Origin of the sequence: Nocardia sp. NPDC050717 (assembly GCF_040654275.1) — a bacterium.
In the GTDB taxonomy this organism is placed as follows: domain Bacteria; phylum Actinomycetota; class Actinomycetes; order Mycobacteriales; family Mycobacteriaceae; genus Nocardia.
In genome coordinates, this window is sequence record NZ_JBFAHR010000008.1 from 171,820 (window position 1) to 190,810 (window position 18,991).

The window sequence follows — 18,991 nt, forward strand, 5'->3', positions numbered from 1 at the left end:
TAAATTGCGGTTGCATGGACATGTGCGGACCACTAAGATGGGGCCATGTCGAACCCGGCCACCACAGCTCGGCGCAACGAAGCGCCCACCGAGCTGGTCGGCCAGTGGCGCGAACTGCTCGATCGGCACGCCGCCGTGAGCTGCGCACTGGAGAAGGCGCTTCAGCACCAGCACCGCATCGGCCTCAGCGAGTTCGAGACCCTCGATCGCCTGGTCGACGCGGACTGCGAGAAGTACCGGATGACCGAACTGGCCGGCGACATCTACCTGAGCCAGAGCGCGCTCTCCCGCGCGGTCGCCCGGCTGGAACGCGACGGGTTGGTCGAGCGCACCATGTGCACCGCCGACCGCCGCGCCATCTTCGTCCGGCTGACAGAAAAGGGCAGGGCGGTCTACGACAACGCCCTGCCCACGCACCGCTCGGTGCTCGCCGATTCCTGGTAGTTACAGCACCCCGGCCGCGGCCGCGCAGATGTCGGTGAACGCGGTGCGATACCGCTCGTGTTCGGCGGGCTTGTCCAGGTACGCCGACCCGGCGAAGGTCTCGGCGTAGACCACCGACGGCTCCGGCCGGTCGAGCGAGCCGTCGACGCCGAAGTCCAGGATCACGAACCGGCCCGACTCCAGCCCGGCGTGATAGCCGGTGTCGGCCGGCGCCACCTGGATCCGCACCGAGTCGAGATCGGCGAGTTCGCGCAGGTGGGCACGCTGGCCCGCCAGCACCCGATCGTCACCGATGCGCCTGGTCAGCACCGCCTCGGCGAGCACCACGTGCAGGCGCAGCGGCGCATCCGCGCGGGTGAGCAGCGCCTGCCTGGCCGCGCGGACCGCGAGCCTGCGGTCGAGCTCGGCCTCGGTGAGCCCGGGGACGGTCTGCTCGAGCAGTGCCCTGGCGTAGTCCTCGGTCTGCAGTAGCGCGGGGACGAGGCCGTCCTCGTAGATCGACAGCGCCGTGGCCGCCTCCTCGAGGCCGATGTAGACCTCGAAGCCCTCCGGGATCACGTCGCCGTAGCTCGTCCACCAGCCCCTGGCCTTGGTCTCGCGCGCGAGTGCGGCCAGCGGCTCGACCAGGTCGGCCGGCGCGCCGTACACCTTGCACATCGCTTCGACGTCGAGGCTGCGCAGCGAGGTCTGCCCCGTCTCGATCCGCCAGATCTTCGCTTCCGACCACTCCAGTTGCGCCGCCGCGGTCCGCGTCGTCATCCGCGCCTGATTACGCAGGTCACGTAAGTGCCTGCCCAGCTGCCTGCGCGGCATCGTCGATCCGGTGACGCCCTGTGGTGAAGCCATACTTCCCCCCTGTATCCAACTCCGGTCTCCCCCATACCTTTTCGGGAGACCGCCCTACTCAGCCGACCCACTCGTCGGATCTGCGTACGGATTGTTTCACAATGAATCGGACATTGCGCACCACATAGACACTTCCGGCACACCACGAGCTACGGCGCTACTTCTTCCGCCTGAACCGCCAGAACTGCACAGCACGAACATCTTCGGAGAGCTGGTTCACCGGTTCCGCAACATCGGACAGCGCCTGGAACAGGCCGTCGGCCAGCTCGCTGATGTGCTCGACCCGGCCCGCCAGCCTGGCCGCGTTGTCGGCGAATTCGAGCATCAGCCGCACCGAGGCGGCGATGGTGAGCCCGAGCGGGACCGCGACCAGGGCCGCCAGGACACCGAGCAGCGCGGAGGCCTTCCACATCAGCACCGTGAGCGCGACCGGGACCCCGATCCCGAAGGAGACGACGCCGAGGATGTAGGCCAGCGGCAGCAGCGTCCTGGTCGCGGGCCTGCGGAATTGCACGTCGAGCAGGGACCGCAGGACCTCGGCGGCCCACTGCTTGGCCGAACCGCTGCTGCGGAACGGGTCGTCGAATCCGGCGTCGCGCGGAATGTCTGAATAGTCCGCGTTGTTGTCCCCGTCGGCGTGCTGGTCCCCCCGTGGGGCCGGACGCTTGGCATCGGCCTCTTTCCAAGAGAGCCAGCGCGATTCGGCTTCGAACTCCTCGGGTTCCCCGTCCGGAGACGGGGTGGATCCCGGTGCTTCGCTCATGGCCCGAATCCTGCCCGGTTTCGGGCCACACGCCAACCCCGACCACATCACAGCCTGCGATAGCGAAGGTTGCGTAAATGAGACGTAGCAAACAGTCGCGATTATTTTTCGGCGACGGCGTAACGAGTCGGCCGCCCCCGGGCGATACGACCCATGAACGCAGGAACGAAGCTCTTCGGGGAATGGAGAACACAGTGCGCACGACGTTTCCGACCACAACCACGGCCGCCGAGAAGGGTGCCGCCGCGCAGGAGTACACCGCGCGGGGTTGGACGGTTGCCGAAACGGCCAACGGCCTGTGCCTGATCACCGACGACGCCGTCTCGGCCATCGAGGTCACCGGTGAGCTGGCGGGCGAGGTGCGCCGCTTCCTGCGCGCCAACAACCTCTCCGGCCCCGTGATCGAGATCCCGGGCGCGGAGCGGCGCGAGATCCACCTGGTCACCGGCGTCCGCAAGGCTGCCATGGCGATCGAGGCCATGCGTGAGGCCGGCGTCGTCGTGCACACCGACGGTGCCAGCATCCCGCTGCCGCCCACCCAGCTCGCCGCGGGCAGCGCCTCCTGGGGCGTCGCGCCCTCCGAGGCCCGCTGGGTCCCGCCGGTCGTCGCCCTCGGTGCCGCCGTGCGCGCCGCCGCGAGCCGCAAGCGCGCCGCGCTGACCCTGGCCAGCTAGGCACCAACAGCCCCGTCACCCGCGAGAGCGACGCCCCCCGACGTCGCCATCGCGGGTTTTCGGCGTTTCCGGCACCGGAGCGTCCCAGGGCCGGTCAGTCGGTGACCGACCGGCCCGCGGCGCTACTTCAGGCCGAGCGCGGCGCTGCCCGCGTCCAGCAGCTCCTGGATCGGGTTGCCCGCCGCGGCGCCGACGGTGACCTTCGTGTCCAGCAGTTCGACGGCTGGGGTGTTCACGCTGCAGCTCTCCCCCTCGCCGACGTAGAGGTGGACCCGCACCCGGTGATCGCCCGCCTCGATGTTCGCGAGCACCGCCGAGGGCTTGTCCTTGGACAAGATCGCGCCCTGCAGCTTCTCGTCCACCATCACCGTGCCGGACCAGCAGGCGTCGTCGGTGTTGGTGATCGTGACGGTGATGTCGTCGGCGCCGCCCACCGCGTCGGCGGAACGCGCGGCGGACGCGGTGCCCGCGAAGAACGTGAGCGCGACGGTGGCGAGCGCGGTGGCCCCGGTGGCGAGTTTGAGGTTCATTCCCCGATCCTATTTAGCGCGGCGAAGCTTTCGGCGTTTTTCGCCCAGCGCGCGGGCGACAGCGCGAGGATGGGGGCATGGCTCCGCGATCGCTGCTGCGCACCTGCCCGCTGTGTGAGGCCGTCTGCGGTCTCTCGCTCACCCTCGACGACGACAACCGGGTGCTCAGCGTCCGCGGCGACCGCGACGACCCGTTCAGCAAGGGCTTCCTGTGCCCGAAGGGCGCCAGCTTCGGCAAACTCGACGACGATCCCGACCTGGTCACCACCCCGCTGATCCGCGACGGCGCCGAGTTCCGGCCCGCGAGCTGGGACGAGGCCTTCGACCTGATCGCGACCAGGTTCGCCGAGGTCGCCGCGGCGCACGGCAACGGCGCCACCGCGATCTACCTGGGCAATCCCAACGCGCACACCGTCGCGGGCGCGCTCTACCTGCCCGCCCTGATCCGCGCGCTGAGCACCAAGCACATCTACTCGGCGAGCACCGCCGACCAGATGCCCAAGCAGGTCGCGGCCGGGCTCATGTTCGGCGACCCGCTGACCGTGCCGGTCCCCGACCTGGACCGCACCGACTTCCTGCTGATGCTCGGCGCCAATCCGCTCGAATCCAACGGCTCGCTGTGCACCGCGCCGGACTTCCCCGGCCGGTTGAAGGCACTGCGCGCCCGGGGCGGCAAGCTGGTCGTCGTCGACCCGCGCGCGACCAGGACCGCCGCGCTGGCCGATGAGCACCTGTTCATCCGGCCCGGCACCGATGCCTACCTGCTGTTCGCCATCGTCCACACGCTTTTCGCCGAGGAACTGACCGACGTGCGCGTCGAGGTCGACGGGCTCGACGAACTGCGCGCCGCCGCCGAGGAGTTCAGCCCGGAGGCCGTGGTCGAGCGCACCGGCATCCCCGCCGACACCGTCCGCGCCCTCGCGCGCGAGCTGGCCGCGGCCCCCACCGCCGCCGTCTACGCCCGCATCGGCACCTGCACCGCCGAGTTCGGCACGCTCACGCAGTGGCTCGTCGACGCGATCAACGCGCTGACCGGCAACCTCGACCGGCCCGGCGGCGCCATGTTCGCCACCGCCGCGGCGGGCGGCATTCCGCGGACCCGGCCCTTCCGGCCCGGCCGCTGGACCAGCCGGGTGCGTGCGCTGCCCGAGGTGATGGGCGAACTGCCCGTCGCCACGCTCGCCGACGAGATCGAGACGCCGGGGCCGGGCCAGATCAAGGCGCTGGTCACCGTCGCGGGCAATCCGGTGCTCTCCGCGCCCAGCGGCGCGCGCCTCGACGGCGGCCTGGCCGGCCTCGACTTCATGGTGAGCGTCGACCGCTATGTGAACGAGACGACGCGGCACGCGTCGGTGATCCTGCCGCCGCCGCGCTCGGTGCAGTCGCCGCACTTCGACTTCGCGCTGCTGCAGTTCGCGGTGCGCAACTACGCGCGCTACTCGCCGCCGCTGGTGCCGCTCGACGGGCGCCCGTCCGAGTCGGCCGTCATCGCGCGCTTGGCGGCCGCCGTCAGCGGGCAGCCGCACGCGGGCACCGGCGCGCAGAGCCCGATCGCGATGGTGGACGAGCTCGTGATCGCCGGCATGCTGCACAAGGCGGGGATGAGCGATCGGCGCGACGAGCTGGACGGCGCCGACACCACCGAACAGCGCATCGACCTGATGCTCAAGCTCGGGCCCTACGGCGCGTGGAACGGCGGTGAGCTGAGCCTGCGCACGCTGCTCGACAACCCGCACGGCATCGACCTAGGCCCGCTCCAGCCGCGGCTGCCGGGCAATCTGCGCACGGCGTCGAAGCATGTCGACCTCGCGCCGGAGCAGCTGCTCGCCGATGTTCCTCGGCTGCGCGCCGGTCTCGGGACGACGGCGCCGGAGCTGGTGTTGATCGGTCGCAGGCAGCTGCGGTCCAACAACAGCTGGATGCACAACATCGCAGGCCTCGTCGGCGGCTCCAACCGCTGCACGCTGCAGATCCACCCGGACGACGCGAGCAGGCTCGGCCTCGGCGAGCTGGCGAAGATCAGCTCGGCGGCCGGAACATTGACGGTGCCGATCGAACAGACGCCGACGATCATGCCCGGGGTGGTGAGCCTGCCGCACGGCTGGGGCCACGGCGCGAGCACCACCCAGACGGTTGCCAGCGCGCACGCTGGAGTGAACGCCAATGCGCTGACCGATGATTCGGTGGTCGACGCGATCTCGGGCACCGCGGTGTTCAACGGGGTGCCGGTGACGGTGGTTCCCGCCTGATCGGTCCACCCCTGGAAACCGCTGCGCAAACCGGGTTTTCATCCCATTCGCAACAATGGACACGCCCCACGACTCGTGGTTCTCCCCTAGACTGGGCGAGATCGCGGTCATAAGCGGGGGTTTCGAGCGACTGATCCGCATCACCCGGTTCGGCTAGCAGAGGGAGCCCCGATGCCCGGAAGACACGTCGGCAGCGACGGAGAACACGAACTCCAAGAGACGTTGGGCACCGAGGAAAGGGCCGAACGCTTCTACGACGACCAGGTGATCGACTACCTGAACCCCGCGATGGTCGAATTCGTCGCGCGGATGGACATGGCCTTCATCTCCACCGCCGACGCGCACGGCGAGTGCGACGCCAGCTTCCGCGCCGGCACCCCGGGGTTTCTGCACGTGATCGACGAACGCACGATTGCGTACCCCGAATATCGAGGTAACGGCGTGATGGCCAGCCTCGGCAACATCCTCGAGAATCCGCACGTCGGCATCCTGATGATCGACTTCGTGCGCGACCTGATCGGGCTGCACGTCAACGGAAAGGCACGCATGGTTGCCGACAGTGAGCTGCGCGAGACCGTCGACGATCTGCCTCCCGCCGAACGCGGCAGGAGCTCGCAGGTGTGGGTGGTCGTCGACGTGGAAGAGGCCTACATCCACTGCCGCAAGCACATTCCGCAGATGGTCCCGGTGGCAAGGGACCGCCGCGAGTGGGGCACCGACAACGTCAGGGCCAAGGGTGGCGACTACTTCGGCGTCAAGGCGGGCAAGCAGCCAGCGCCCGCCGCGGCGAAGGCCAGCTGACTACTTGATCTTGAAGATCACCGCGCGCTGGACGACGAAGTTGATGACGGTGGCGGTGCCTTGCGCGACGACGAACGCCAGCGGCTGCCGCCACCATTCTTCGGGCAGCGCGAAGTACAGCGCCGCGTTGATGCCGATCTGCACGGCGAAGGTCACCGCGTAGAGCACGACGACGGCGACGAAGCGGGCCCGGCTCGGCTCGGCCTTGAACGTCCAGCGCCGGTTGATCAGGTACGCGGTGGTGGTTCCGCAGACGAACCCGACCGCCTTGGCCAGGCTCACCGGCAGCCCGATCAGGTTCAGCAGCAGGCTGTAGATGCCGTAGTCGACGACCGCGGAAAGACCGCCGGTCAGCGTGAACCGCACGATCTGCGTCTTCAGGTCTACGTCGGTGCCACCCGGCTCGTCGACCAGGGGAATCTCGGCGGGAAGCGGCAGATGCGGTTGGGCTGACACGTGAGGAAGACTACGAGACCGGCCGCGTGTCCCGCCATGCATGTAGCCTCTTAGCCGATGTCCGAGAACATTACGACCCCCGCTGAGCAGGGCGCGTTCGCCACGCGGACCCGCACGCTCACCGGATGGGGTCGCACCGCACCCACCTCCGCCGAAGTGCTCTCGACCAGCGATCCCGAGTTGATCGTCCAGGCCGTGCGCATGGTCGCCGAGGACAACGACAGCAAGCCGGCGCACCTGCGACGCGGCGTGATCCCGCGTGGGCTCGGCCGCTCCTACGGTGACAACTCGCAGAACGCGGGCGGCCTTGTCATCGACATGCCCGCGCTGAACAAGATCCACCGGATCGACTCCGCGAGCAGGCTCGTCGACGTCGACGGCGGTGTGAACCTGGACCAGCTGATGAAGGCCGCGCTGCCGTTCGGGCTGTGGGTCCCGGTGCTGCCCGGCACCCGCCAGGTGACCATCGGCGGCGCCATCGGCTCCGATATCCACGGCAAGAACCACCACAGCGCGGGCAGCTTCGGCAACCACGTGCGCTCGATGGACCTGCTCACCGCCGACGGCGAGGTCCGCCACATCACCGCCGAGTCCGACCCCGAGCTGTTCTGGGCGACCATCGGCGGCTGCGGCCTGACCGGCATCATCCTGCGCGCCACCATCGAGATGACGCCGACCGAGACGGCGTACTTCATCGCCGACGGCGACGTCACCACGACGCTGGACGAGACCATCGCCTTCCACAGCGACGGCTCCGAGGACAAGTACGAGTACAGCTCGGCCTGGTTCGACGCCATCGCCCCGCTGCCCAAGCTGGGCCGCGCCGCCATCTCGCGCGGCAACCTGGCCAAGCTCGACCAGCTGCCCAAGAAGCTGCAGAAGGACCCACTGCGGTTCAACGGCAAGACCTTCTTCACGCTGCCGGACGTGTTCCCCAACGGCCTGGCCAACAAGTACACCTTCGGCCCGATCGGCGAGGTCTGGTACCGCAAGTCGGGCACCTACCGCGGCAAGGTCCAGAATCTGACGCAGTTCTACCACCCGCTCGACATGCTCGGCGAGTGGAACCGCGGCTACGGCTCCAACGGCTTCCTGCAGTACCAGTTCGTGGTGCCGCCGGAGTCGGTCGAGGAGTTCAAGCGGATCATCATCGACATCCAGGGCTCCGGGTTCTACTCGTTCCTGAACGTGTTCAAGCTGTTCGGCCCGGGTAATCAGGCTCCGTTGAGCTTCCCGATGGAGGGCTGGAACATCTGCGTCGATTTCCCGATCTCGCGCGGGCTCAACGAGTTCGTCACCGATCTGGACCGGCGCGTGCTCGAGTTCGGCGGGCGGCTCTACACCGCGAAGGACTCGCGCACCTCGGCCGAGACCTTCCACAAGATGTACCCGCGGATCGACGAGTGGATCAAGGTCCGCCGCAGCGTCGATCCCACCGGCGTGTTCATGTCCGATATGGCCAGGAGGCTGGAGCTCCAGTGATCAACGCAGTTGGCAACCCGCAGACCATTCTGCTGTTCGGCGGCACGTCCGAGATCGGGCTGGCGATCTGCGCCGAGTACCTGGCCAAGAGCCCGGCCCGGATCGTGATGGCGAACCTGCCCGGCGATCCGCTGCTCGAGGGCGCCGTCACCAAGCTGAAGGCCGCGGGCGCGACCCAGGTCGACGTGATCGACTTCGACGCGCTCGACACCGAGTCGCACCCGAAGGTCGTCGACGCCGCGTTCGCCGCCGGTGACATCGACGTCGCGATCGTGGCGTTCGGCGTGCTCGGCGATGCCGAAGAGCTGTGGCAGAACCAGCGCAAGGCGGTCATGACCGTCGGGATCAACTACACCGCCGGTGTGTCGGTGGGCGTGCTGGTCGGCGAGAAGTTCAAGGCGCAGGGGCACGGCCGGTTCATCGTCATGTCCTCGGTGGCCGGCGAGCGGGTGCGTCGCTCCAACTTCGTCTACGGCTCCACCAAGGCCGGGCTGGACGGGTTCTTCCTCGGCCTCGGCGAGGCGCTGCGGCCGCACGGTCCGCGCGTCACCGTGGTGCGGCCGATGCAGGTGCGCACCTCGGCGACCAAGGCGCACTGGGAGGCCACCGGTTCCAAGGAGGCCCCGCTCACGGTCGATCCCGAGGACGTGGCCCGGCTGGCCGTCGCCGCCTCCGAGAAGGGCACCGAGATCGTCTGGGCGCCCGGTGAGGCCCGCTTCCTGATGTCGGCGCTGCGGCACGTGCCGCGCCCGATCTTCCGCAAGCTGCCGATCTGATCGGCTGTCTGTCCTGAACTGCCGCATCGTCCACGGATGGTGCGGCAGTTCTCGTTCGGGTCCGGCATCGGCGGCACCGACGCGGCGGGCCGGCTCCACTAGGCTGGCCCGGACCGTGGAGCTGAGTGGAGCCGGAGGATTGCGCGCCGATGACGACCAACGATGACGTGCGGGCGGGGCGCAGGATCTGGTCGGGGGTCGCCGAGGGCGTGGCGGCGGCGCTCGTGGCGCTCGTCGTGGCCGTGGTCGGCCTGTACGCCTTTTCCGCGGTGCAGTGGCCGGCGTTCAACTCCTCCAACGTGACTCGCGCGCTGACGACCGTCGGCCAGGTCGTCGCGGTGGCCCTGCTGGTGGTCTCGGCGCTGCTGATCCGGCTGCGCAAGTGGCCGGTGGTTGCGAAACTCGCCTCCTGGGTGGGTATTTCGAGCTTCGTCACCGTCACGCTCGGGATGCCGCTGGCGGCGACGAAGCTGTATCTGTTCGGCGTCTCGGTGGACCAGGAGTTCCGCACCGAGTACCTGACCCGGCTCACCGACAGCGCCGCGCTGCGCGACATGACCTACGTGGATCTGCCGCCGTTCTATCCTGCCGGGTGGTTCTGGATCGGCGGGCGCGTCGGCGACCTGCTCGGCATGGCGGGCTGGGAAGTGTTCAAGCCCTACGCGATCGGGATGCTCGCGGTCGCCGCCGTGGTGGCGCTGGTGCTGTGGGCGCAGTTGGTGCGCGCGGATCTGGCCGTCGGCGCCGCGGCCGCGGTGACGGCGATGACGCTGGCCTACGCCTCCCCCGAGGCATACGGCGCGGTGCTCGTCGTGTTCATCCCGCCGGTGCTGGTGCTGGCCTGGGGCGCGCTGCACCGGTCGAGCGGCGGCTGGGGCGCGGTGCTCGGCACCGGGCTGTTCCTCGGCGTCGCCGCCTGCTTCTACACGCTCTACCTGGCGATCGCGGCGTTCACCGTGGTGCTGATGGCGGTGGTCGCCGCCGGTGCGGCGGTGTACCAGCGGCGCGCCGAGCAGCGGCCGCGCCTCGGCGGGGCCCGCGCGGTCGCCGGTCCAGCACCGTGGCGGGCGGCGATCTCACCGCTGGTGAAGCTGGTCGCGATCGGCGCGATCGCCGGTGTGCTCGCGCTGGTGGTGTGGGCGCCGTATGTGCTCGAGCAGCTGTCGGGGCCGAAGTTGCCCTCCGGCAACGCTTTCCACTATCTGCCGCAGTCGGGCGCCGAGCTGGCGTTCCCGATGCTGGAGTTCTCCCTGCGCGGTGCGCTGTGCCTGCTCGGCGTGATCTGGCTGGTGGTGCGGGCCGGGTCGTCGCGGCGGGCGCAGGCGCTGGGGATCGGCGTGGTCGCCATCTACCTGTGGACGCTGCTGTCGATGGCGGCCACCGCGGCGGGCACCACGCTGCTGTCGTTCCGCCTCGAACCCGTGCTGCTGGCCGTGCTCGCGGCCGCGGGCGTCTTCGGCTTCGTCGAGGGCGCGGGGATGATCTACCGCGTGCTCGACGAGTCGACGCCGGTGCGCACGGTCTCCATGGTGCTGGCCGTGCTCGGCGCGCTGGCCTTCGCCCAGCACATCCCGACGGTGCTCACCCACGAGATCGACACCGCCTACACCGACACCGTGCCCACCGAGACACCCACCGCCGACGGCACTTTCGGTGAGCGCGCCGACAAGCGCAAGCCCTCGGCGGTGGCCTACTACCACGAGGTCGACCAAGCGATCCTGGCGCAGACCGGCCGACCCCGCGACGAATCCGTCGTCCTGACCGCCGACACCAGCTTCCTGTCGTTCTACCCGTATTTCGGCTTCCAGGCGCTCACCTCGCACTACGCGAACCCGCTCTCGGACTTCAAGGCCCGCGCCGACACGATCGCGGCCTGGAGCAAGCTCGACTCCCCGAGCGCCCTGCTCGCCGCCATGGACAACTCCCCCTGGCGTGCCCCCGACGCCTTCCTCTTCCGCCGCGACACCGACACCTACACCCTGCGCCTGGCCGAGGACGTCTACCCCAACGACCCCAACGTCAAGCGCTACACCGTCGCCTTCCCCCAGTCCCTCTTCGCCGACCCCGCCTTCACCACCACCGACATCGGCCCCTTCACCCTGGTGACGGTCCGCCGCTGAGGTCAACCGCGCCGGTCGCCCGCAGGCGCGGCGCGGCTACAGGTTCCGCCTGGGCCATGCCGGCCCAGCAGACCTCGGTCAGACGGTCGTGCGGCCGAGGTAGTGCAGCAGTTCGTCGACCGGGCTCGCGGCGGTGCCGGTGACGACCGGCGCGTAGGCGCCCCACTGGCGCAGCGGCTCGACCAGCTCCGCATCGACGCCGGACCCGGGAGCCGGGTGGACGGTCCTGGCCGCGGTCAGCAGGTGGGTGGCCAACTCGTCGGTCAGCGGCGACGGCTGACCGGTGGCGACAGCGATGTCCCAAGCGTGGACGGCGGCATCGAGCGCGGCCATGCCTGCCGCGATCGGCGTGGGCAGGTCGCCGTGCGGGAGCGGGGTCGGCACGGTCGCGGTGTCGTCGGCGACGGTCGCCCATGCCGCGGCGGTCTCCGCCAACGCCCCGCCGACCAATTCGGCAGCGGAACCGTCGATGATGCCCGACGGGGCGAACGGGTTGTCCGCGGGACCGGTGCCGACACCGAGCGCGGCGGCGTAGGCGAGCTGATCGCCCGCGGCATGCTGCACGACCTGCGCGACCGTCCATTCCGAGCAGGGCGTCGCCAGTTCCCACTGATCCGCTCGCACGCCGGCGACCACGTCGGCCAGCGCCGCGTAGGAGTCGGCGACCACAGTGCGCCAGGTGTTCTGCAGGGCGGAGATGCTGTTCATGATGGTGCCTTTCGATTCGGTGATGACTCCAGCCTAGGAACCCATTAGGCTCGTTTTCTTCCTAATTGCGAACGGTCGAACACACGAGGTGACATTGGCCGCGACGACACCGCGCGTCCTGCGCCTGCTGGCCCTGCTCCAGGACCGCTCCTACACCGGCCGTGAGCTCGCCGAGCGCCTCGACGTCACCGAACGCACTGTCCGCCAGGACATCTCGCGCCTGCGCGACCTCGGCTACCCCGTGCACGCCGAGCGAGGCGCCGTGGGTGGCTATCGGCTCGGGCGGGGCGCGACGATGCCACCGCTGCTGCTCGACGACGACGAAGCGGTGGCCGTCGCCCTGTCCATCGCGGTGGCCGCCGACGGCTCGCTCGCCGTCTCCGACCTCGGCGAGCCGCTCGCCAGAGCACTGCGCAAGATCGCCCAGATCCTGCCGAAACGCCTGCAGCGCAAGGTGTCCGCCCTGCACGACACCACCGAGATCGGTCCGGCCACCACCGGCTCCCGCGAGCCGGACGCGCCCGTGCCGGTCGCCGTGCTCACCGCGCTGGCCGACGCCGTCCGCCGCACCACGGCGGTCACCGTCGACGACGGTGTCGAGCTGGAGCCCTATCGGCTGATCAATTGGCAGCGCCGCTGGTATCTGGTCGCCTACCGCATGAGTTCGCACACGTGGGAAGCCCTGCCGGTCGCCCGCATCACCCGCGCGGAACCCGGCAGCCGGGTGTTCGCGCCGCGCCGCCTGCCCGACGACGACCTGGTCGCCTTCGTCATGCGCCACATCGCCACCACCGGGTGGCGGGTACACGCGCGGGTTCGGGTGCTCGCGCCCGCCGAGACCGTGATCGCCCGGATCAACCCCGCCGTCGGCGTGGTCGAACCGGTGGACGACGCGAGCTGCGTCCTGCACACCGGCGCCGACGCCATGGAGACGATCGCGATCTACCTGAGCATGCTGATGATGGACTTCCGGGTCGACGGCCCGCCGGAGCTGGTGGCCCATCTGCGCACGCTGGCCCGCCGGTACACCGAATCGGTCGCGCGCTGAGCGCACACGGATCGTGTCCGATCCGTGGCTGATCGGGGTGTTGTGGGCGGGCGACGGCACTACACTGACGGGTGCGACATGGTCGGCGCCGGTGGGTGCGAGCTCGCGGCGGATGGCGTTGGAAACTTCGATCCCGCATGTCACGGGTCCCGGCGACCCGCTGTCGGAGGAGGACTCATGTCCGATCCGTTGCACACGAGAGTGTGTCTCACCGGCCTGCACTGCAGCTGCCCGAGCATCAGCTTCTTCGTGGTTCCCGAGCCGCTGGTGCGCGGCGGGCAGGTGCTGCATCTGCTGGAGCAGGCGCCCGTCGCCGGACGAAAACCCGAACCAGCGCCCGATGACGAGCTGATCGACCTGATCGAAGCCGTCCGCACGCCGCTGAGCACCCGCGGCCTCGCCCACCTCGAGCGCGTCCCGTTCGCGGGCCCGCGCCACGACCCGACGGCCGCGCGCGCGATCCTGCACGACCATCTGATCGAGGAGCCGGCGCCGATGGGCCTTGACGTGGACGATCCGGACGAACTGCGCAGGCTGGAAACGTTGCCGGAGCATCCCCTCGGCCCGCGCCGCATCGACGATTTCCAGGCGCATTCGGTGCGGATGGCGATGCTGGCGGTGTATCGGCACTTCGGGATCGATCAGCGCATTCCGCTCGTCTATCACGGTTTCGCCGACCCGATCGACGGCTGGTTCGCCCTGCGCGCCTCGGCCGCCTGAACAACCACGTCAGCGGGTGTTGTGTTACTCGACACCCGGTAGCTACTGGTGTGCGGGCGTGCGATGGACAACAATATGTCCGGTCAGTGTCAACAAACCGCACGGTTCGTGTCGCGGGGCGAGTACGCTGCGAAATGTTGCAAGTTCGGCCGACCGAAAGCAGTTTTGGTAAGTGCTGATCGGTACGGATGCAGAGGTATAGCTATGACGCTCAGCAGACCGGAGCGGATCGATCTCCTGCTGACACGACCCCACCGTCAGGATCGTGAACCAGCCCCCCGCGAACAGCTGAACTCGATCGGTCAGATCGAGCAGACAGTCGTCGACGCCGCCATCGCGATGCTGGCCCCCGGCCAGAAGTTCGCCCTGCTGTGGTCGCTGCAGGTCGGCGGCAACACGGTGGCCGGGGTGCAGGTGAAGGAGCGCGACGGGACCGTCACCAATCTGGTGCCGCCGACCGAGGTGCTCGAGTACCTGACCGACCACAAGCGGCTGTCCTACGACCCCGCCGTCGGCGCCTGGCTGAGCGCGGAGATCTTCATCGCCGGGCCCACCCGCTACAAGGCGACCTTCTCCACCACCACCGTGGCGGATTGGATGCCGGAGATCTCGGTCGACGAGCTGCGCGCCGAGTTCGTCGCCTACCCGCGGCCCGCCGCCGAGATCCCCGACTGGGCCAAGACCCAGCTCGACTGGACGACCAGGATGACCGGCTAGCGGCCTGCCACCGTCAACGTACAACGATCACCCTCGCAGGAGCGCTGGAGCCGCCCCCGCGAGATGGTCTGCATCAACCCGATCACCCAGCAGGTCGGGCAGCCACGCAACGCCACCAGCCCGACCGGCAACAGTGCCAGGCTGACCGGCCCGAGCGCCGGGATCAGCGCGAGCGCCCCGATCAGGGCGCCGAAGCCCACCGCGCCGCGCAGCAGATGCGCGGGCAGCGAGCTGCTCGCGAATTCGTCAGCTCCGCTCATCGTGTTCCTTTCGCAGACTCTGCCGCACCGTGGCACGGGCCCGGTGCAGCCGGGATTTCATCGCCGCGACGCTGAGGCCGAGCGCGTCGGCCACCATCGGCCCGCTGTAGCCCTGCACGTCGCGCATGATCAGCACCTGCCGCTGGTCGAGCGGCAGCGCGGCCACCGCCGCGGCGACCCGGCCCGCCTCCAGTCGCCGCAACACCTCGTCCTCGGCCGAGGCGACCACGGCCGCCTCGTCGGCGGGCCGGTCGCGCCACCGCAGCCGGGCACGGCGCAGGCACTCGTTGCGCACGATGCGGAACATCCACGAGGCCAGCGCGCCGGAGGCCCGCAGCATCCCGATCTTGCGGTACAGGATGATCATGGCCTCCTGGGCCGCGTCCTCGGCGTCCTCCGGGGTGGCGCACAGCGATCGGGCGAACCGCCGGATGTTCGGGTGCGAACCCGAGACCAGCGCGGCGATCGAGTCGAGGTCGCCGCGCTGGGCGGCCACGATCAACGGCTCGTCCGGCCAGCGCGACTCAGTCACGCCCGGCTCGTCGACGTTTCAGCACGACCAAGCAGGTACACAGGAGCATCAGGGCGACGACGATACCGATTCCGATGAGCACGACAACCTCCATATCCCGTCCCGACGTGCGCCGGGACAGGTATGAGAGGCGCGGGTCGCCGGAAAGGATTCAGCCCACGTCGGCGAATCTGCTTTAGCATCAACCCCCGTGCTGCGATCCGACCGAGCGTTCACCCGATACCGCCTGATCGCCCTCGTCTGTGGGCTGCTCGGGTTCGTGCTTGCCCTGCTGACGCCGCTGCTGCCGGTGCGCCAGGACCGCGCGAGCCTGGATTGGCCGCAGGCGGGCGCGACGAGCGTCGAGGCGCCGCTCGTGTCGTATGTGCCGCAGCAGCTCGACGCCAGGCTGCCGTGCACGATGCTGCGCGGGCTGCCCGAGACCGGGACCACCACGGTGGTCAGCACCATCCCGGTCGCCTCGGGGCAGAGCGCGAAGGGGCTCACCGTCACGGTGCGTGACGGAGTGCTCGGCGTGCAGGCCAGGGACGTGCCGATGCTGTCGGCGCCGCTGGCCGAGATCGGGACCTGCGAGGCGGTCACGATCACCTCCACCATCGGGGCGACGACCGTCGAATTCCTCGGTGTCACCCGCCAGGACGGCAGCCCGTTCCGCAACACGGTGACGGTGGACAAGCGGCCGCAGATCGTCGGCGTCTTCACCGACCTCGACGAGGCGGCGCTGGCCGGCGCGCGGGTGCACGCCGACATCGACTCGCGGTTCACCTCCACCCCGACGACGCTGAAGCTGGTCGCGATGATCGTCGCCGCGGTCGCCACCGTCATCGCGCTGATCGCGCTGCACCTGCTCGATCTCAGCGACGGCCGCCGGGCCCGCCGCTTCCTGCCGAGGCACTGGTGGCGGATCACCCCGACCGACGTGGTGGTGGTCGCGACGCTGCTGGGCTGGCACGTCATCGGCGCCAACACCTCCGACGACGGCTACATCCTGAACATGGCCCGCGCGTCGGGTCCCTCGGGCTACATGGCCAACTACTACCGCTGGTTCGGCGTGCCGGAGGCGCCGTTCGGCTGGTCCTACGAGCTGCTCGCCTGGATGACGAAGATCTCCGACGCCAGCCCCTGGATGCGCCTGCCCGCGCTGCTCGCCGGGCTCGTCTGCTGGGCGCTGATCAGCCGGGAGGTGCTGCCCCGCCTCGGCGCCCGTGTGCGCCGCGACAAGGTGGCGCTGTGGACCGGCGGCCTGGTGTTCCTCGCCTTCTGGCTCCCCTACGACAACGGCCTGCGCCCTGAACCGCTGATCGCCGCGGGCGCGCTGCTCACCTGGTGCCTGATCGAGCGCGCCATCGCCACCGCCCGGCTGCTGCCCGCGGCGCTGGCGATCCTCGTCGCCGCGTTCTCGCTGGCCGCCGGTCCGACCGGCCTGATCTGCATCGCGGCCCTGATCGCGGGCGCGCGCCCGGTGCTGGTGCTGATCATCAAGCGGGCCCAGGGCCTGCTGCCGCGCCGGATCGCCGCCGACGCGGGCGAGTCGGCGGCCCCCGCTGGCGCCTCGACCAGCGTGGCCGACGCCGCTGATCAGCGGATCTCGCTCGGCGCCAAGATCTTCCGCTACGCCGCGCTGCTCGCCCCCGGCATCGCCGCTGGCACGATCGTGCTGATCGTGGTCTTCGCCGACCAGACACTGGCCACCGTCATGGAGGCCACCCGCGTGCGCACCCTGGTCGGCCCGAACGTCGCCTGGTTCGACGAGCGCACCCGCTGGGACTCGCTGTTCATGCTCTCCCCCGACGGCTCGCTGGCGCGGCGCTTCGGCGTGCTGGTGATGCTGCTGTGCCTGCTCGTGTGCATCCTGCAGGTGCTGCGCAAGGGCCGCATCCCGGGCACCTCGCGCGGCCCCTCGGTGCGCATCCTCGGCATCGTGTTCGGCGCGCTGCTGCTGATGATGTGGACGCCGACCAAGTGGACCCACCACTTCGGCGTCTACGCCGGGCTGGCCGGATCACTGGCCGCCCTGGCCGCGGTGGCGGTGGGTGCCAACAGCATCCGCGCACCACGCAACCGCGCCCTGTTCGCGGCGGCGGTGCTGTTCCTGCTCGCGCTCACCTTCACCGGTTCCAACGGCTGGTGGTACGTCTCCAGCTTCGGCGTGCCGTTCTGGGACAAGGCGCCGCTGGTGGCGGGCAAGGGCATCTCGACGATATTCCTCGGCCTCGCCGTGCTCGCGTTGCTGGTCGCGCTGTACTTCCATCTGCGTTCGCCGTTCCGCGCGCAGCCGAGACCCTCGCGGTTCGATCGCTTCGCCACCATGCCGCTGACGATCGCGGCGGCGCTGCTCGTGCTGTTCGAGGTGGCCTCGATGGCCAAGGGCGCCCTCACCCAGTACCCCGCGTACTCCATCGCGAAGTCGAACATCGAGTCGCTGCGCGGCGACACCTGCGGCCTCGCCAATGACGTCCTGGTGGAGACGAACACGGCCGACTCGCTGCTCACCCCCTACACCGGCGCCCCCGCCGACGGGCTGAGCGCCGAATCCACCGGCTTCACCCCCAACGGGGTGGCCGCCGACCTCACCGCCGACGCCGACGAGACCGTGGTCGGCGGCGCGAACTCGGTGGACAAGGACTCCGCGAACAAGACCACCAACACCACCGGCGCGGGCACCGGCGGCGGGACGAGCGCCGAGGCCGGGCTCAACGGCAGCACCGTCGCCCTGCCCTTCGGTCTCGATCCGGCCCGCACGCCGGTGCTCGGGTCCTTCCAGGACGACGTGCAGCAGCAGGCGAAGCTCACCTCGCAGTGGTACCGCCTCGACCGCGTCGACGACCCGGCCCGCCCGGCCCTGGTGGTCACGGCGGCGGGTCGCATCCGCTACGTCGACAACGACGGTGTCGTCCACTACGGCCAGGAACTGCGCGTGGAGTACGGCAAGCGGGCCGCCGACGGCTCGATCGAGGTGACCGGGTCGGTGGCCCCGCTCGACATCGGCCCCTCGCCGTCCTGGCGCAACCTGCGCGTGCCGATGGATCAGCTCCCGGCCGACGTGAACGCGGTGCGCCTGGTCGCCACCGACAACGACATCACCCAGAAGCAGTGGCTCGCGGTGACGCCGCCGCGCCTGCCGAAGCTGGCGTCACTGCAGTCGGTGGTCGGCGAGACCGATCCGGTGCTGCTGGACTGGCACGTCGGCCTGGCGTTCCCGTGCCAGCGCCCGTTCGACCATCACGACGGCGTCGCCGAGGCGCCGCGCTGGCGAATCCTGCCCGACCGGGTCGGCTCCGACGCCTCCAACGCCTGGCAGGACGACATCGGTGGCGGCCCGCTCGGGTGGACAGGACCGCTGCTGAAGGCCGAGACTGTGCCCACCTATCTCGAGCACGATCTCGGCCGGGACTGGGGCTCGCTGGAGCGGTTCACGCCGTACCAGGCGGCGACGCCGGCGGAGATCTCGGTGCGGGTTGTGACCCAGTCCGGCCGGGCGAAGGAACCGTCGATCAGAGCACAGTAGTGACTCGGGCAGCGTAAGGGCAGCGAGCGGGCAGTTGCGCATGCACAACCCGAAAATCCTAGCGGCCGTTGGCGTTTCGCGCGCGTGAATCGCCTGTAAATGTCGTCCCAATGGCCGGACGGGGGCGGGTTTGAGCACGTACGCTGTTGGGTATGACAGGAGCCTTCGATGACATGGATCTGGGAGATCTCGTCGAGCTGCTCAGCGAAGACGAGAAAAAGGAACTACGACCGGCCGTGATGCGGGTGCTGGACAGATTGCCGTCGCAAGAGGTGTTACGCCGCGACCTCAACCGTCGCATGCTCAGCGTTTGACTCCTACCCCCATCAACGGCCGAAGGCGCGGACCACCGAAGTG

The 18,991-nt window shown here is 69.7% G+C and carries 19 protein-coding genes; 12 read left to right on the forward strand and 7 right to left on the reverse strand.

The window, feature by feature from the left end; all coding sequences use genetic code 11:
* Window positions 1-45 precede the first annotated feature (45 nt).
* A complete protein-coding gene (locus AB0H56_RS18160) occupies window positions 46-444 on the forward strand; it encodes a MarR family transcriptional regulator (RefSeq protein WP_357164201.1) in 399 nt (132 codons plus the stop codon).
* Here the strand turns inward: AB0H56_RS18160 and AB0H56_RS18165 are convergent, their stop codons facing one another.
* Both AB0H56_RS18165 and AB0H56_RS18170 read right to left on the reverse strand, forming a co-directional pair.
* Window positions 445-1,290 carry a helix-turn-helix transcriptional regulator gene (locus AB0H56_RS18165; protein ID WP_357164204.1) on the reverse strand — a complete coding sequence of 282 codons (846 nt, stop codon included), beginning with the start codon at window positions 1,288-1,290 and terminating at the stop codon, window positions 445-447.
* A gap of 157 nt (window positions 1,291-1,447) precedes the next feature.
* Window positions 1,448-2,053, reverse strand: coding sequence for a DUF4282 domain-containing protein (locus AB0H56_RS18170; protein WP_357164207.1), 606 nt, complete (start codon window positions 2,051-2,053; stop codon window positions 1,448-1,450).
* A gap of 182 nt (window positions 2,054-2,235) precedes the next feature.
* Here AB0H56_RS18170 and AB0H56_RS18175 point away from each other — a divergent pair, with 182 nt between their 5' ends.
* Window positions 2,236-2,727: a hypothetical protein gene (locus tag AB0H56_RS18175; protein WP_357164210.1), complete on the forward strand. Its 492-nt coding sequence runs from the start codon at window positions 2,236-2,238 to the stop codon at window positions 2,725-2,727.
* Between the two features lie 122 nt (window positions 2,728-2,849).
* Here the strand turns inward: AB0H56_RS18175 and AB0H56_RS18180 are convergent, their stop codons facing one another.
* On the reverse strand, window positions 2,850-3,257 hold the full coding sequence (locus AB0H56_RS18180) for a hypothetical protein (protein WP_357164213.1): 408 nt from the start codon (window positions 3,255-3,257) through the stop codon (window positions 2,850-2,852).
* 77 nt (window positions 3,258-3,334) lie between these two features.
* Here AB0H56_RS18180 and AB0H56_RS18185 point away from each other — a divergent pair, with 77 nt between their 5' ends.
* Both AB0H56_RS18185 and AB0H56_RS18190 read left to right on the forward strand, forming a co-directional pair.
* Window positions 3,335-5,506: a molybdopterin-dependent oxidoreductase gene (locus tag AB0H56_RS18185; protein ID WP_357164216.1), complete on the forward strand. Its 2,172-nt coding sequence runs from the start codon at window positions 3,335-3,337 to the stop codon at window positions 5,504-5,506.
* Window positions 5,507-5,677: 171 nt separating this feature from the next.
* The gene (locus AB0H56_RS18190) at window positions 5,678-6,307 is read left to right on the forward strand and encodes a pyridoxamine 5'-phosphate oxidase family protein (protein ID WP_357164219.1); all 630 of its coding nucleotides are present in this window, start codon (window positions 5,678-5,680) and stop codon (window positions 6,305-6,307) included.
* Here AB0H56_RS18190 and AB0H56_RS18195 read toward each other — a convergent pair whose 3' ends face one another.
* Window positions 6,308-6,805: a GtrA family protein gene (locus tag AB0H56_RS18195; RefSeq protein ID WP_357164222.1), complete on the reverse strand. Its 498-nt coding sequence runs from the start codon at window positions 6,803-6,805 to the stop codon at window positions 6,308-6,310. It lies immediately after the preceding gene.
* Window positions 6,806-6,820: 15 nt separating this feature from the next.
* Here AB0H56_RS18195 and AB0H56_RS18200 point away from each other — a divergent pair, with 15 nt between their 5' ends.
* The 3 genes from AB0H56_RS18200 (at window position 6,821) to AB0H56_RS18210 (ending at window position 11,141) form a co-directional block, all read left to right on the forward strand.
* Complete coding sequence (locus tag AB0H56_RS18200) at window positions 6,821-8,245, forward strand: FAD-binding oxidoreductase (RefSeq protein ID WP_110038095.1); 1,425 nt, start codon at window positions 6,821-6,823, stop codon at window positions 8,243-8,245.
* Window positions 8,242-9,021 carry a decaprenylphospho-beta-D-erythro-pentofuranosid-2-ulose 2-reductase gene (locus AB0H56_RS18205; protein ID WP_357164225.1) on the forward strand — a complete coding sequence of 260 codons (780 nt, stop codon included), beginning with the start codon at window positions 8,242-8,244 and terminating at the stop codon, window positions 9,019-9,021. The genes AB0H56_RS18200 and AB0H56_RS18205 overlap by 4 nt, the downstream gene beginning before the upstream one ends.
* Window positions 9,022-9,170: 149 nt before the next feature.
* Window positions 9,171-11,141 carry a galactan 5-O-arabinofuranosyltransferase gene (locus AB0H56_RS18210; protein WP_357164228.1) on the forward strand — a complete coding sequence of 657 codons (1,971 nt, stop codon included), beginning with the start codon at window positions 9,171-9,173 and terminating at the stop codon, window positions 11,139-11,141.
* A gap of 78 nt (window positions 11,142-11,219) precedes the next feature.
* On the opposite strand, the gene AB0H56_RS18215 is transcribed toward AB0H56_RS18210, so the two are convergent.
* On the reverse strand, window positions 11,220-11,849 hold the full coding sequence (locus AB0H56_RS18215; RefSeq protein WP_357164231.1) for a TIGR03086 family metal-binding protein: 630 nt from the start codon (window positions 11,847-11,849) through the stop codon (window positions 11,220-11,222).
* A gap of 88 nt (window positions 11,850-11,937) precedes the next feature.
* Here AB0H56_RS18215 and AB0H56_RS18220 point away from each other — a divergent pair, with 88 nt between their 5' ends.
* The 3 genes from AB0H56_RS18220 (at window position 11,938) to AB0H56_RS18230 (ending at window position 14,334) form a co-directional block, all read left to right on the forward strand.
* Window positions 11,938-12,897, forward strand: a complete 960-nt coding sequence (locus AB0H56_RS18220) for a WYL domain-containing protein (protein ID WP_357164234.1) — start codon at window positions 11,938-11,940, stop codon at window positions 12,895-12,897.
* A gap of 177 nt (window positions 12,898-13,074) precedes the next feature.
* Window positions 13,075-13,617 carry a hypothetical protein gene (locus AB0H56_RS18225; RefSeq protein ID WP_357164237.1) on the forward strand — a complete coding sequence of 181 codons (543 nt, stop codon included), beginning with the start codon at window positions 13,075-13,077 and terminating at the stop codon, window positions 13,615-13,617.
* Between the two features lie 204 nt (window positions 13,618-13,821).
* Window positions 13,822-14,334: a hypothetical protein gene (locus AB0H56_RS18230; RefSeq protein WP_357164240.1), complete on the forward strand. Its 513-nt coding sequence runs from the start codon at window positions 13,822-13,824 to the stop codon at window positions 14,332-14,334.
* On the opposite strand, the gene AB0H56_RS18235 is transcribed toward AB0H56_RS18230, so the two are convergent.
* Complete coding sequence (locus AB0H56_RS18235; RefSeq protein WP_357164242.1) at window positions 14,331-14,594, reverse strand: hypothetical protein; 264 nt, start codon at window positions 14,592-14,594, stop codon at window positions 14,331-14,333. The two genes, AB0H56_RS18230 and AB0H56_RS18235, sit on opposite strands and share 4 nt — an antisense overlap.
* The gene (locus tag AB0H56_RS18240; RefSeq protein WP_357164245.1) at window positions 14,581-15,126 is read right to left on the reverse strand and encodes an RNA polymerase sigma factor; all 546 of its coding nucleotides are present in this window, start codon (window positions 15,124-15,126) and stop codon (window positions 14,581-14,583) included. Before AB0H56_RS18240 ends, AB0H56_RS18235 begins: the two co-directional genes overlap by 14 nt.
* Before the next feature lie 190 nt (window positions 15,127-15,316).
* On the opposite strand from AB0H56_RS18240, the gene AB0H56_RS18245 reads away from it, so the two are divergent.
* Together AB0H56_RS18245 and AB0H56_RS18250 are read left to right on the forward strand one after the other, a co-directional pair.
* The gene (locus tag AB0H56_RS18245; protein ID WP_357164248.1) at window positions 15,317-18,634 is read left to right on the forward strand and encodes an arabinosyltransferase domain-containing protein; all 3,318 of its coding nucleotides are present in this window, start codon (window positions 15,317-15,319) and stop codon (window positions 18,632-18,634) included.
* Window positions 18,635-18,786: 152 nt separating this feature from the next.
* Window positions 18,787-18,948 (forward strand): hypothetical protein, encoded by a 162-nt coding sequence (locus AB0H56_RS18250; RefSeq protein ID WP_167456241.1) that lies wholly within the window; start codon window positions 18,787-18,789, stop codon window positions 18,946-18,948.
* The last annotated feature ends 43 nt before the right edge of the window (window positions 18,949-18,991 follow it).